The following is a 13,420-nucleotide window of genomic DNA, read 5'->3' as shown; positions in this document are numbered from 1 at the left end:
GTAGAGGTCGAGGTACTTGCGGAGGTCCGCGGTCTTGAAATCCCGCGCGTGCGAGTTCAGGTAGATGAGCCCGCTCGCGACGGTCTTCTCGATGATGTTCTTCACCTGGACGTAGGCCTCGGGCGCCAGCACCTGATACGCGGCCGCCGGCTCCATGCCCGGGAGGATGCAGCCGCCGGTCCACGGGTCCGCGGTCTTCGCCATGGCGTCCGAGAGCCCCCAGATCATGTTGCGCCACGCGATCACTTCCCCGATGTTCGCCTCCACGCCACGGAACGCGCGCGAGCCGGTGATCTCCGTCGCCTTGATCAGGAGGCCCGTGATGAAGTCGAGCTTGACCGCGAGGCGCGTGCAGCCGTGGATGAGGGCGCGCGGCAGGAACCCGGTGCGCGGGAAGAAGTTGTTCGCCTTCTCGACGTCGGCGTACACGAACACGTCCTCCCAGGGCACGAACACGTCGTCCATGACGAACACCGCGTCGTTCTCGTCGAGCCGGCTCGACAGCGGGTAGTCGAACGGGCTGCCGAGCATCGCGGCGCGCATCTCGTTCGACACCCGGCAGATGAGCTTCACGCCCCGGGCGTTCGTGGGCACCATGAACACGATCGCGAAGTTCTTGCCCTGCACCGGGATGAGCCCGTGGTGCGCGACGAACGTGAAGTGCGTCAGCGCCGAGCCGGTGGCGACGACCTTCGCCCCGGAGACGTGGATGCCCGCGTCCGTCTCCTTGGTGACACGCGCGTAGATGTCGGTGGGGCCGCCGGGCGCGCCGGGCGCCATGTTGCGGTCCACCGGCGGGTGGATGATCGCGTGGTTGATGAACGGCACGCGCTCCTGCGAGAACTTGTACCAGCGCCGCGCGTTCTCCTGGTAGGGGGCGTAGAAGTCGGCGTTCGCCCCGAGCGTCCCGAGGAACGCCGCCTTGTAGTCCGGCGAGCGGCCGAGCCAGCCGTACGTGAGCCGCGCCCACGCGGCGATCGCGTCGCGGCTCGCGACCTGCTCGTCCACCGTGCGCGGCGCGACGAAGTAGCGGTGCGTGAAGCCGCCCCACTCGGTCGGCATGGTGAGGACGCCCGTGCCGCGCGCGTGGTCCTCGTGGAGCGCGTCGTACAGGCGCGCGATCATCCGGGCGCAGTTCTGGAAGGCCGGATGCGAGGTGATGTGCTTCACCCGCTCGCCGTAGATCCAGACCTCGCGGTCGTCGTCGAGGCTCGCGAGGAACTCCTTGCCCGTGTACGGGAGCCTCACGCTCGTCGCGGCCATCGTCGCACCCCCGTGCGGTCAGACCTGCAGCGCGAACTTCTGGAACGTGTGGCAGCCCGCGGGGACGTGCCCGCGGCTCGCCGCAAACGTCCAGGTCACCTCGCTCACGTACACGTTGCCGCGTGAATCGATCGCGATGCCGTGCGGCGCGGCGAAGCTGCCGGCGGCGACGGGATCGGCCCCGCCCCAGCGCGCGAGCACGCGGCCGTCGCGGTCGTAGACGCTGACGCGACCCGAGCGTGTCTCGCCGGCGGGCCCGTAGCGCCGCGACGTCTGGCCCGGCTGCCACCAGAGCTCCGAGACGTAGGCGCGTCCCTGACCGTCGAAGACCAGGTGCGTCGGCCGCCGGGTATCGGTCCACTCGGCGAGGTACTCGCCGTCCGGGCTGAAGATCTGGATGCGGTCGTTCTCGCGGTCGCAGACGAAGACGCGCCCGTCGGCCGCGACGGCGACGCCGTGCGGCAGGAAGAACTCGCCCGGGCCCTGGCCCGGCACGCCCCACGACCGCTTGAGCTCGCCGCTCGGAGAGAACTGGTGCACGCGGCAGTTGCCGTAGCCGTCCGAGACGTACAGGTCCCCCTTCGGCCCGACCGCGAGATTCGTCGGGCGGTTGAAGGGCCCGCCCGGCCGCCTGGCGGTCCGGGTGTCCTTGCCGTCGTAGCCCGTGTCGGACGGCGTGTTCATGGTCCCCAGCGTCATCAGGAGCTTGCCGTCGCGCGTGAACTTCCGGACGGTGTGGTTGCCGTCGTCGCTGCAGTAGATCGTGCCGTCCGGGCCGACGGTGATGCCGTGGGTGCGATAGGTGAACTCGCCCTCGCCCCAGGAGCGCAGGAACCTCCCCGCACTGTCGTAGACGATGACCGGATGGTCGCCGCGGCAGATCAGGAAGACGCGATCCTCTCCATCCACGGCCACGCCCGCGACGTCGCGGTGCTCGTACCCGGGCGGAAGCTGCTCCCAGCCCTCGACCACCTCGTAGCGCAGCGTGCTCGTCGGCATCTCTGCGGGCCTCCTCCGCGCGCCCGCCGCTCGCGGCGCGCGGGCGCGAGTATGGGAGAAGAGCCGGACCGAGTCAAGAAGCGCGCGCGGCGGCTCCGCCTCAGACGCGAAGGGCGGGCAGCACGGCCGTGGTGAACCGCTCGAGCTGGGCGAGCTGGTCGTCGCCGACGAACCGGATGCAGAGATCGGTGACGCCGGCAGCGGCGTAGCGGTCGAGCGCGGCGAGCACCGCGTCGGCCGGGCCGAGGCCCATCGTGCCGCGCGAGTGGACGCCGCCGCCGTAGTAGGTCGCGAGGAACTCCCGGGTGACGCGCTCGGCCGTGCGGGGATCGTCCTCCAGCCGCACGGTCGTGTAGACGCAGAGGGGGAAGCCGGCTCGCGCACGCCCGTGCCGCGCGAGCGCCTCCTCGGCGCGCTCGCGCACGAGCCGGCACTCCTCGGCGTGGACGTACGTCGTGATGATCCCGTCGCCGAGCCGCGCGAACCGGTCGAACTGGGCGGCGAGCAGCTCGCCCCGGTTGCCCGCGGTGATCAGGACGGGCGGGCCCGCCTCCGTCCACGGGAGCGGCCCGATGGTGTGCTCGGTCAGCTCCACGTCGTCGCCCCGATGCGTCACCGGCTCGCCGCGCCAGAGCATCCGCCAGACCTCGACGTGCTCCTCGAGCCGCCGGACGCGGCGCTTGTGGTCGGCGCCGCACGCCGCCCACTCGCGCTCCGCGGCGGGCAGGCTCCAGCCGACGCCGAGCCCGAGCACCACGCGGCCGCGCGAGATCTGGTCCACGTTGGCGATCTGGTGGGCGAGGACGACCGGATGGCGCAGCGCCGGCAGCAGCACGGCCGTCCCGAGCCGCACGTGCGTTGTGACGCCCGCGAGGTACGCGAGGGTCGTCAGCGGCTCGAGCCGCGGCTTCGCCACGACGCTGTCGCCGACCCACACGGCGTCGTAGCCGGCCTGGTCGGCGAGCCGCGCCATCGTCCAGCACTCCTCGACGGGCGGCCGGCGCGCCGACCGCATCACCGCGCCGCGGGTGGGGATCAGGACGCCGACGCGCACGTCGCCTCCCTCAGTGGGCGCCGCGGCCCGGGATGGAGAGCACGAGGTGCAGCGACCCGCCCAGCTCGTTGAGGCGGCGCGGGTCCCAGTGGACAAACGCCTCGCGCTCCTCGGCGGTCAGGTCGGCGTCGGCGAGCGCGGCGGCGGGATCCGCCTCGAACCGCGCGCGGAACTCGCGGTCCTTCTTCAACCGGTAGAGGACGACGTTCAGGTCGTAGCGGCTCACGCGAGCGCCCACTCGAGGGCCGCCAGGTCGATCCGGCCCATCTCGCCGAAGAAGCGGACCCGCGCCTTCGCCGGCGCGACCGCGCCGAGCAGCACCATCCAGTTGAGCAGCTCGTGCGACCCGCTCGCGTGCAGCTCCTTGCCGGTGAGCGCCTGGAGGGCCTCGTGCTCGCCGGCCTCCATCCAGCCGACGACGCGCCGGTCGAACTCGACGTCGGACTCGCCGACGCGGGCCAGCGACAGCTCGGGGAAGTGCGAGAGCCCGCCGGTCGCGAGGACGGCGACGTCCCACGGGCTCTCGGCCACGACGCGCGCGATGTGCCGGCCGGCGGCGAAGCAGCGCCGCGCGCGGGGCAGCGGCGGGACGAAGCAGTTGACCCAGAAGGGGACGAGCGGCGGGATCGGGCGCTCGCCGTAGAGGGTCGTCAGCGGGGAGAGGAACGCGTGGTCGAGCGCGCCCGACCACGACGCCGCGAAGTCGAAGCCGGCCTCGAGCCCGCGCTCGAGGATGCGCTCGGCCAGGCCCTCGTGCACCGGGTACCGGTCGGGGAGGCCGTCGAGCGCCTTGTCGAACTCGATCGCGTCCTCCTGGACCATCCGGCGGACGGTGCGCCCGATCCGGACGCACATGGCCGGGACCGCGTCGAACGAGAAGACGTTCAGGTGGTCGTCGGCGACGATCACGATCGCGTCCGGCCGGCGCGCGGCGAGGTCGACGCCCATCTCGCGCACGACCGCGATCAGCGCCTCCACCAGCGCGCGCCCGCGAGGCCCCACGTTCTTGTCGTAGTACTCCGGATGGAGCACGTGGGACATCGCCGCCGCGTACACGATCCTGCCCATCGCCCTCTCCCCGCCTGCTACGCCGCGCCCGTCACGCGGCGGGCGGCGCGAGCTTGGTGACGTGGGGCATGACCTCGGCGGCGAAGAGGTCGATCGACGCCCCGGCATCGGCCTCGCTCATGTTGCCGAACATCATCCGGCCGACGAAGTAGGTGCAGCCGCTCTCGGCGACCTGGCGCTCGATCTCCTCGCGCACGTGCGCCGGCGTGCCCGCGATGGCGACGCGCCGCCGTCGCGCCTCGTCGAAGTCCGGGGCGAAGTTGACCGGGATCGAGTTGAAGTCGCGCCAGAGCTTGGTGAGGTTCGCGTACCAGACGGCGTAGTTCGGCCGGGCGAGCGCCTCGGCCTTCGCCTCCGTGGATGCGACGACCACCTGGCGCGACATCCCGAGCTTCGGCATTGGATCCGTGCCGTGCTTGCGCTGCCACACCTCGCGGTAGCGCTCGAAGAGCGGCTTCGAGCGATCCGACGTCGTGTTGGTGATGACGTTCACCTTGTTGGTCGCCGCCCACTCGGCGCCGGCCATGTGCCCGAGGCCGTACCAGAGCGGCGGATGGGGCCGCTGGAAGGGCTTGAGGACCATCGGGACGTTCCGGAACGTGTAGCGCGGCCCGCGATGGTCGAGGACCTCGCTCGTGAGTCCCTGGAGCACGATCTCGAGCGTTTCGAGATAGATCTCCTCGGTCTCGAGGTGGTGGAGATCGAAGTACGCCATCTCGTAGGGCACGATCCCCCGCCCCACCCCGAGGTCGAAGCGCCCGCGCGAGAGCTGGTCGAGCATGCAGATCTCTTCGATGAGCCGGACCGGGTTGTAGAGCGGCATGCAGTAGACGCACGGCCCGAGCCGGATGCGGCGCGTCCGCTGGGTCGCGGCGGCGAGGAAGACCCCCGGCACCGGCGCCGTGCCGAGTGGCGTCGCGTGATGCTCGGCCAGGTGGTACGCGCTGAACCCGGCCGCGTCGTATTTCTCCAGCAGGCGCAGCCGGCTCTCGTAGTGCTCGTGGAGCGGCACGTCGCGGCGGTCGAGGTGATCGAAGATCCCGACGTCCATCCTCACGGCACCCCGGCGTCCATCGCGGCAGTAGTGTAGATCATTTCACACCTGGCCGGTCCACGACGCGCCCGCCACCTCGCGCCAACGCGCGCTGATCGCCTCGAGCTCGGCGGGCGGCAGCCCGCCGGCCTCGAGCAGCGCAGCGTTCTGCCGCCACCGCCCGGGCTTCGTCGTGCCGACGATCGCCGCGTGGACGCCAGGCACGCTGAGCGTGAAGCGCAGGGCGGTGGCGACCGCCGCGTCGCCGCCGTCGGCGAGGAAGCCGTAGTCGAGCGTCCGCAGGCGAGACCAGTACGTCTGGTGGTACGGCTCGGCCGGCTTCCGCGCGTACCGCCACGCGACGTTCGCCAGCGGCCGCTTGGCGATCACGCCCATCTCCCGGGAGCGCGCGAGCGGCAGCGTCAGCTCGAGCGCCTCCTGGTCAGCGATGTTGACCGATGTCTGGAGCGTGTCGAAGCGGCCGCACTCGACGGCGTACCGGGCAGCGGCGCCGTCGCCGCTGTAGCCGATGTAGCGCGCCCAGCCCCGCTGCCGCGCCTGCTCGAGCGCGGCGATGGCGTCGCCCTTCCGCAGCTCGCCGAGCGAGCAGCTGTGGAGCTGGATCAGGTCGAGGTGGTCAGTCCCGAGGCGTCGCAGGCTCCGCTCGATGCTGGCGAGGAGCGGTGCCGGGCGCCAGTCCTCGTGCGCCCAGCCGCGGGCGTGGCCGCACTTGGTGAAGAGGTGGACCTCCTGCCGCCGGGCGCCGAGGGCCTGGCCGATGAGGATCTCGCTGTCCTCGTAGCACTCGGCCGTGTCGATCACGTTGAGCCCGGCGTCCAGTGCCTCCCCGAGGAGCCGCGCCACCGTGCGGCCGCTCACGCGCTCGTAGCCGATCTCGGAGCCGCCGAAGCCGAGGATGCTCGCCACCATGTCCGTCTTGCCGAGCCGTCGCCGCTCCATCTCTGCGCGGAGACTAGACCGTGGCCCGGCGGCGCGTCAAATCGGTAAATGCGGGCCCGGCGGCGGTCGTCTATCCGGTCAGAAGTAGCGTTCCACCAAGGAGGAAACGCCATGAAACGCGTGGCTGCTCTGGTCGTGATCGCGATGCTGCTGGCCCCGGGAGTGGCGCTGGCGGGCTCGTCCACCGACGCCGCCCTCGGCCTCGGCGCGTTCGCCGTGTTCAACCAGATCCTCTCGGGCACCGGCGTCTTCGGCTACCGCGCACCGGCCGTGGTGGCCCAGCCGGTCTACGTCGCGCCACCGCCTCCGGTCTACGTCGTCCCGCAGCCTGTCACCGTGTACCAGATGCCGGCCCCCGTGTACTACTACCGGACCTACGCGCAGTACGCGCCGGCCTATCCGGCCTGGGGCCCGCCCGGCCACAGGCACGGCTGGGACCATGAGCGCTGGCGGCACCACGACGACCATTGATCCGCGATTGACCTCGTGACGCGGCCGGGTCCTCGCCCGCGGGCGGGGGCCCGGCCCGTCACGCCTTCCCGAGCAAGATCTCGAGCAGCGCGGCATCGACCCGATCGGCCGCTTCGTAGGTGACCCAGTGGCCCGCGCCCTCGATCACGCGGAAGTCGAGGTCGCGCTGCACCCCCGCCAGGACGCGCCGGCGGGCCTCGAGATTCGGACCCACGAACGCGTCACACCCGCCCCAGATGCTGGCGATACGCGACCGGATTGCCGGCAGCGCTCGCAGCAGGGCGTCGGAGGTCGGGATGTCGCCCGACTTGAACCGGGCCTGCCGGACGTTCTCCATCTGCAGGAACACGGCGAGGTCGTCGACCTTGTCCGGATTCGCGAGCATCAGAACTTTCAGGTTCTCACGGTATGTCCGCGCGACCTCGTCAGGACGCATGTCGGGGCGCGTGCCGAGCAGCGGTCGCCTGGGCGCCGGCGGGAGCCTCAAGCCGCCCGGCCCGAGCAGCACGAGCGTGCGGATGCGACGCCCGAGGCGCGCGGCGACGAGGCCGCCGATGATTCCGCCCATGGAAAACCCGGCGATGTCGAGCTCCGCCGGCGACGGGAGGACGACGCCGAGTCCGGCGGTGATCAGGTCGGCGAGAACGTCAGCCGTGTGCGGTTCGGGCGGCACGTCCGACTCGCCGAAACCCGGCATGTCCGGGGCCAGCACGCGAAAGTGTCGGGCGAGCGTCGCGATGTTCCGGATCCAGTGGGTCCACGAGCCGCTGGCCCCGTGGAGCAGCACGAGCGGCCGGCCCTCTCCCCAGGAGCGCCAGACCATCGAGCCGGCGCCGCACGGCGTGAGCTCGCGCGTCGCGCGCGAGTCGAGCGTCGAGACGGCCGCGGCGGGTTCCTCCACCATCATTGAGACACCGCATGAACCTCCGCGTGAAACGCGGTAGTCTAAGCAACCATCGCGCCCGGAGGAGACGCCCGATGAAGATCACTCACGTCACCACCCGCGTGCTGCGCACCCCGGCCGACAACCCGCTGGTCGTCGGCCTCCCCGCCCCCACCGATACGCGCGAGTTCGTCACCCTCGAGCTCGGGACGGACCAGGGCCTGGTCGGTCTCGGCCTCACGTTCTTCGGCGCCGCGCTGACGCCGGCGCTCAAGGCGGCGGTGGACGCCCTCGCGGGGCTCGTCGTCGGCGACGACCCCACCCAGGTGGAGGCGATCGCCGCGAAGCTCCGCCGCGCGGCGGGCGGCTCGGGCCCGGGCGGCATCTTCACGCTGGCCCTCTCGGCGATCGACGTCGCGTGCTGGGACCTCCGCGGCAAGGCCCAGGGCCAGTCCGTGTGCGCGCTCCTCGGCGGCCTGCGCGACCGCGTGGCGACATACGCGAGCGGCGCCCTCATGCGCCCCCACCCCGTGGACTATCTCGCGAAGGCCGGGCCGCGCCTCGCCGGCATGGGCTTCAAGCAGATGAAGATGCAGTGCGGGAGCGAGCCCACCGTCGCGGCGTCCATCGAACGCGTCCGGGTCATGCGCGAGGCCATCGGACATGAGATCGACCTGATGTGCGACATCAACCAGCTCTGGAGCGTGAACCACGCGATCGAGGTCGGGCGCCGCATGGAGCCCTACCATCTCTACTGGTTGGAGGATCCGACGGCGCACGACGACTACGCCGGCCTGGCGCGCATCGCCGACGTGCTCGCCACGCCGATCGCCGCGGGCGAGTACCACTACGGCATCGTGCCCTTCCGCCACCTGCTCGAGGCGCGCTCGATCGACATCGTGATGATCGACCTGCTGCGCGTGGGCGGTATCACGCAGTGGATGAAGGTCGCCGGCATGGCCGAGGCGTTCAACCTGCCCGTCGTGAGCCACCTCGTCCCCGAGCTCCACGTCCATCTCGTCGCCGCGATCCCGAACGGCCTCACCGTCGAGTACATGCCGTGGACGCTCAGGCTCTACGAGGAGACGCCGAAGCTCGAGGGCGGCCAGCTCGTCGTGCCCGCGAAGCCGGGCTTCGGCCTCGCGTTCGATCAGGCGGCGATCAAGCGCTACCAGGTCGCCTGAGCGCGGCCCTACGTGAGCGCGAAGCCGTAGAAACGCCCGGCGTTCTCGCAGACCACCTTCCGGCGGACGTCCGCGGGCAGGTGCCCGAGCTCCTTCTGGATGTACTCCTGCGAGTCCGGCCACACGCCGTCGGGGTGCGGGAAGTCGGAGCCCCACATCACGTTCTCGGCGCCGAGCTCGTCGAGGAGCTTGATGCCGATCGGGTCCGTCTGGAACGTCGCCTTGCACTGCCGCCGCCAGTACTCGCTGGGCGGCATCGTGAGCGAGAGATCCTTGAACTGGTCCTCCCACTCGGCGTCCATGCGCTGGAGGATGTAGGGGATCCAGCCGATGCCGCTCTCGCCGAGCACCAGGCGCAGACGCGGATGGCGCTCCAGCACGCCGGCGAAGGTCAGCGAGGCGAGGATGTTGGCCATGTTGATCTGGAACTGGGTGATGCTGGTCGCGAAGGCCGCCCGGGCCACGGGGAGGTCCACCTTGGGCGCGTCGGGCGCGCTGGCGCGCGTGGGATCGGAGCCGACGAGCACGATCTTCCGGATGTGGTCGGGGAGGTAGCCGCCCACCGTGTGGAAGTGGAGCGGAAGGCCGCACGCGTTGATGACGTCCCACAGGCGGTTCCAGTAGGGGTGCCAGAGCGGCGTCAGGTCCGACGAGTTGGCGATGTCCAGGCCGCGCAGCACGCCGCGCTTGGCCACGCGCTCCACCTCGGCGATGGCCGCCTCGAGCGGGTGATTCGGGATCGAGGCCAGGCCCGCGTACCGGTCGGGATGGGTCGCGCAGAAGCCGGCGAGCCACTCGTTGTAGATGCGCATGACCTCGACGGCCGCCTCCGGGTCGCTCATCCGCCCCGTCGTGCCGAGGACCCCGTAGAGGACCTCGCCCTGCACGCCGTCGCGGTCCTGGTCACGGAGCCGCAGCTCCGGATCGGTGATGCGCCGGATCCCACGCTTGCCGTCGTCGTAGAGACCGGTCGCCGCCATCCGGTCCGAGCGGTAGATCCGCCCGGGGACGTACTCCCGGCCCGCCGAGCCCATGCCGCACGGGCGGCCGAGGGCCGCACCCTTCTTCGTGGTCCACCTGGGCCCCGTGGGACCGTCGCTCACGAAGGGCATGCGGTCCCGCATCGCGGCCGACGCGTTGGACGCGAACAGGTCGGGCGGGAGCCAGCAGAGGTCGATGTGGCAGTCGGCGGAGATCACGTCGTATCGCATCGCTCGCTCCTTCCGCGTTCGGCGCCCTCACCTGCGAGCGTCCGAGGGCTCGATCCTATCACGCGAAGGTACAGCCCCGGGTGAGCCCTCTGTCACCGCTTCAAGAAACAATCGATCGCAATCGGAGTGCTACCATCTCCACCAAATTCGATCAGGCCAAGACGGTCGGGACCGAGCAGCAGGCGAAGCTCGCGCAGGAGCTGTTCCGGATCTGGGTGGACAACCTCTGGGAGATCGGCACGGTGGGGCTGACGCCGATGGTGCAGGGCGTCGTCGTGGCCGGCAGGAATTTCCGCAACGTCCCCACGACGCTCGGCAACGACTGGCCGCTCCGGAGCCCGGGCAACGCCCGGACCGAGCAGTTCTTCTTCACCCGCTAGGAGGCCGCCTCCTTGTGGAAGAGGTTGAGCGCCGAGCCGCGCCTGAACCACTCGAACTGCGCGGGGCCGTAGGAGTGGTTTAGCATCAGCGTCTCCACGCGGCCGTCGGCGTGGTGGACGAGGCACGTGACGGGCCGGCCCGGCGCCAGCTCCTTCAGTTCGACGAGGCTCAGGCGGTCGTCCTCGCGGATCCGGTCGTAGTGCGCCGGATCGCCGAACGTCAGCGCGAGGAGCCCCTGCTTCTTCAGATTGCTCTCGTGGATGCGCGCGAAGCTCCGCGCGATCACCGCGACGCCGCCGAGTAGCCTCGGCGACAGCGCGGCGTGCTCGCGGCTGCTGCCCTCGCCGTAGTTGTGGTCGCCGACGACGACCCACCTGAGACCCCGGGCCTTGTAGTCCCTGGCGATCTTCGAGATCGACTGTCCCCGCTCGCCGGTGATCAGGTTCAGGCCCTTGCCCGCCTCGCCGGTGTAGGCGTTGGTCGCGCCCATGAACATGTTGTCGCTGAACTTGTCGAGGTGTCCCCGGTAGCGGAGCCAGGGGCCCGCGGGCGAGATGTGGTCGGTGGTCGTCTTGCCCTTGGTCTTCAAGAGCACCGGCATCTCGCGGAAATCGCCGCCGTCCCACGCCGGCCACGGCTCCATGAGCTGGAGCCGCTCGCTCCGCGGGTCCACCGACAGCGTGATGCGGCTCCCGTCCTCGGGCGGCGCCGTGTACGAGGAGCGGCCCTTGGCGAACCCGCGCGCGGGAACTTCCGGCGCGGCCTTCGGCGGCCGGAGCTTGAAGGGCTTGCCGTCGGCGCCGGTGATCGAATCGGTCACGGGGTTGAAGGACAGCCGGCCGGCCAGGGCCAGGGCCGTCACGATCTCCGGGCTCCCGATGAAGTTCATCGTCGTCGGCTGCCCGTCGTTGCGCATGGGGAAGTTGCGGTTGTACGAGGTGACGATGGTGTTCGGCACGCCGGCCGCCTCTTTGGCGCGGCGCCACTGGCCGATGCACGGACCGCAGGCGTTCGCCAGCACGGTCCCCTCGATCGCCAGGAGCGAGGCCATCTGGCCGTCCCGCTCGATCGTGGCGCGGATCTGCTCCGAGCCCGGCGTCACCATGAAGGGCACCGCCGCTTTGACGCCGTGAGCGCGCGCCTGCTCGGCGACGTCCGCGGATCGGCTCATGTCCTCGTAGGACGAGTTCGTGCAGCTCCCGATGAGCGCGGTGGAGATGACGTCCACGAACTTGTTACCCGGGTCCCGCACCTCGGCGCCGAGCCGCGAGATGGAACGCGCGCGGTCCGGTGAGTGCGGGCCCACGATGTGGGGCTCGAGCGTGGACAGGTCGATCTCCACGACCCGATCGAACCAGCGCTCCGGGCGCGCCTCGACCTCCGGGTCCGCGGCGAGGAGACGCTGCGAGCGCTCGGCGAGCGTCGCCAGCTCGCCGCGGCCGGTGGCCGCGAGGTACTTCGCCATGCGCGGGTCGTACGGGAAGATCGAGGTGGTCGCGCCGAGCTCGGCGCCCATGTTGGTGATGGTCGCCTTGCCGGTGGCGCTGATGGAGCGGGCGCCCGGGCCGAAGTACTCGATGATCGCGTTGGTGCCGCCCGCGACGGTGAGCTCGCCGGCCAGCTTGAGGATCACGTCCTTCGGCGCCGTCCAGCCCACGAGCTCGCCGGTCAGACGCACGCCGATCACCTTCGGGTAGAGCACCTCCCAGGGCAGGCCGGCCATCACCTCGACGGCGTCGGCGCCGCCGACGCCGACGGCGCAGGCGCCGAGGCCCCCGGCGTTCGGCGTGTGGGAGTCGGTGCCGATCATCAGCTCGCCGGGGAACGCGTAGTTCTCCAGCGCGACCTGGTGGATGATGCCGGCGCCGGGCCCCCAGAAGCCGACGCCGTACTTGGCGGCGGCCGTCCGGAGGAAGTCGTAGACCTCGCGATTCTCCGCGAGCGACTCGCGCAGGTCCGCCTCGCCCTCGACCCGCGCCTGGATGAGGTGGTCGCAGTGGATCGTCGTCGGCACGGCGGTCCGCGTGCGGCGCGTCTGCATGAACTGGAGCATCGCGGTCTGGCCCAGCACGTCCTGGAGGATCACGCGGTCGGGCCGGAGCTGGACGTAGGTCTTGCCGCGCTCCATGCCGGTCGTCGCGGGCTCGTCGAGGTGCGAGAGCACGATCTTCTCCGCCAGTCCCAGCGGCCGCCCCAGGTTCCGGCGGACGACCTCGAGGGTCCGGTCCATGCGCGCGTAGACGCTCGAGACGAATTCGGGAGTGGACTCGATGGTGATCATGGCCGGCACCTAATATACTCCTCCGGGTTCCCGACGATGTGCGCTGCCACCGCGCCGAGGAGCTGACGCTCGGCGCCACGGACGCACCGTAGACGCCGGCCGCGCTACCGCTCGGGCAGCGCGACCACGCGGACGCGCACCGGGAAGACGCCGGCCTCCACGGCGTCGAGCGCGCGCGCCGCCGCGTAGGAGAGGTCGATGATGCGGCCGCGCGCCGTCGGCCCACGGTCGTTGATGCGGACCTCGACCGCGCGGCCGTTCTTGAGGTTCGTGACGCGCACGCGCGCGCCGAAGGGCAGCGTGGGGTGGGCCGCCGTGAGCGCGTACATGTCGAAGATCTCTCCGCTCGCGGTGCGCTGGCCGTGGTACGGGCGGCCGTACCACGACGCCTCGCCCGTCTGCTCGCTCGCCACCCGCGGGGGAGGCGCCGAGGGATGCGCGAGCGCGCAGCCCCCGAGGACGAGGAGCCCCAGGAGTCCGCGGAGCCACACGGCTTTCGCCTGACGGGTCACCGGCGCGCTACACTACGGCCCTGTCCTCACCGAGGAGGGGGTGCCGATGACGACGCCGGCTCCGAAGGACGCGCTGCTCGCCAGCCTGGACAAGGTCGTGCAGGAAACCCTGGCGTACTT

General features: G+C 71.1%; 14 protein-coding genes. 3 read left to right on the top strand and 11 right to left on the bottom strand.

What is annotated here, in order from left to right; genetic code table 11:
* The 7 genes from VKG64_03290 to VKG64_03260 form a co-directional block, all read right to left on the bottom strand.
* A partial coding sequence (locus VKG64_03290) for a 4-hydroxyphenylacetate 3-hydroxylase N-terminal domain-containing protein (GenBank protein HKB24055.1) occupies positions 1-1,263 on the bottom strand: 1,263 nt, incomplete at its 3' end.
* A gap of 18 nt (positions 1,264-1,281) precedes the next feature.
* The gene (locus tag VKG64_03285; protein HKB24054.1) at positions 1,282-2,262 is read right to left on the bottom strand and encodes a peptidyl-alpha-hydroxyglycine alpha-amidating lyase family protein; all 981 of its coding nucleotides are present in this window, start codon (positions 2,260-2,262) and stop codon (positions 1,282-1,284) included.
* A gap of 100 nt (positions 2,263-2,362) precedes the next feature.
* Positions 2,363-3,316, bottom strand: a complete 954-nt coding sequence (locus VKG64_03280) for an LLM class flavin-dependent oxidoreductase (protein ID HKB24053.1) — start codon at positions 3,314-3,316, stop codon at positions 2,363-2,365.
* A 10-nt stretch (positions 3,317-3,326) separates the two neighbouring features.
* Positions 3,327-3,542: an Os1348 family NHLP clan protein gene (locus VKG64_03275; GenBank protein ID HKB24052.1), complete on the bottom strand. Its 216-nt coding sequence runs from the start codon at positions 3,540-3,542 to the stop codon at positions 3,327-3,329.
* A complete protein-coding gene (locus VKG64_03270; protein ID HKB24051.1) occupies positions 3,539-4,384 on the bottom strand; it encodes a hypothetical protein in 846 nt (281 codons plus the stop codon). The genes VKG64_03275 and VKG64_03270 overlap by 4 nt, the downstream gene beginning before the upstream one ends.
* 31 nt (positions 4,385-4,415) lie before the next feature.
* Positions 4,416-5,435: an LLM class flavin-dependent oxidoreductase gene (locus tag VKG64_03265; protein ID HKB24050.1), complete on the bottom strand. Its 1,020-nt coding sequence runs from the start codon at positions 5,433-5,435 to the stop codon at positions 4,416-4,418.
* Between the two features lie 45 nt (positions 5,436-5,480).
* Complete coding sequence (locus VKG64_03260) at positions 5,481-6,377, bottom strand: aldo/keto reductase (GenBank protein ID HKB24049.1); 897 nt, start codon at positions 6,375-6,377, stop codon at positions 5,481-5,483.
* 111 nt (positions 6,378-6,488) lie between these two features.
* Here VKG64_03260 and VKG64_03255 point away from each other — a divergent pair, with 111 nt between their 5' ends.
* Complete coding sequence (locus VKG64_03255; protein HKB24048.1) at positions 6,489-6,848, top strand: hypothetical protein; 360 nt, start codon at positions 6,489-6,491, stop codon at positions 6,846-6,848.
* A gap of 58 nt (positions 6,849-6,906) precedes the next feature.
* Here VKG64_03255 and VKG64_03250 read toward each other — a convergent pair whose 3' ends face one another.
* Entirely contained in the window at positions 6,907-7,755 is an 849-nt protein-coding gene (locus tag VKG64_03250) for an alpha/beta fold hydrolase (GenBank protein HKB24047.1), read from the bottom strand.
* 71 nt (positions 7,756-7,826) lie between these two features.
* Here VKG64_03250 and VKG64_03245 point away from each other — a divergent pair, with 71 nt between their 5' ends.
* A complete protein-coding gene (locus VKG64_03245; GenBank protein HKB24046.1) occupies positions 7,827-8,915 on the top strand; it encodes a mandelate racemase/muconate lactonizing enzyme family protein in 1,089 nt (362 codons plus the stop codon).
* Positions 8,916-8,923: 8 nt separating this feature from the next.
* Here VKG64_03245 and VKG64_03240 read toward each other — a convergent pair whose 3' ends face one another.
* On the bottom strand, positions 8,924-10,126 hold the full coding sequence (locus VKG64_03240; GenBank protein ID HKB24045.1) for an amidohydrolase family protein: 1,203 nt from the start codon (positions 10,124-10,126) through the stop codon (positions 8,924-8,926).
* A gap of 80 nt (positions 10,127-10,206) precedes the next feature.
* On the opposite strand from VKG64_03240, the gene VKG64_03235 reads away from it, so the two are divergent.
* Positions 10,207-10,506, top strand: a complete 300-nt coding sequence (locus tag VKG64_03235; protein ID HKB24044.1) for a hypothetical protein — start codon at positions 10,207-10,209, stop codon at positions 10,504-10,506.
* Here the strand turns inward: VKG64_03235 and VKG64_03230 are convergent.
* Both VKG64_03230 and VKG64_03225 read right to left on the bottom strand, forming a co-directional pair.
* On the bottom strand, positions 10,503-12,788 hold the full coding sequence (locus VKG64_03230) for an aconitate hydratase (protein HKB24043.1): 2,286 nt from the start codon (positions 12,786-12,788) through the stop codon (positions 10,503-10,505). The genes VKG64_03235 and VKG64_03230 overlap by 4 nt on opposite strands.
* A gap of 104 nt (positions 12,789-12,892) precedes the next feature.
* Positions 12,893-13,279: a septal ring lytic transglycosylase RlpA family protein gene (locus VKG64_03225; protein ID HKB24042.1), complete on the bottom strand. Its 387-nt coding sequence runs from the start codon at positions 13,277-13,279 to the stop codon at positions 12,893-12,895.
* Between the last annotated feature and the right edge of the window lie 141 nt (positions 13,280-13,420).

Source organism: Candidatus Methylomirabilota bacterium, from assembly GCA_035260325.1.
Taxonomy (GTDB): Bacteria; Methylomirabilota; Methylomirabilia; order Rokubacteriales; family CSP1-6; genus AR19.
Note: the sequence above shows the minus strand (reverse complement) of the source record. Positions and strands in the feature narration are given on the sequence as shown.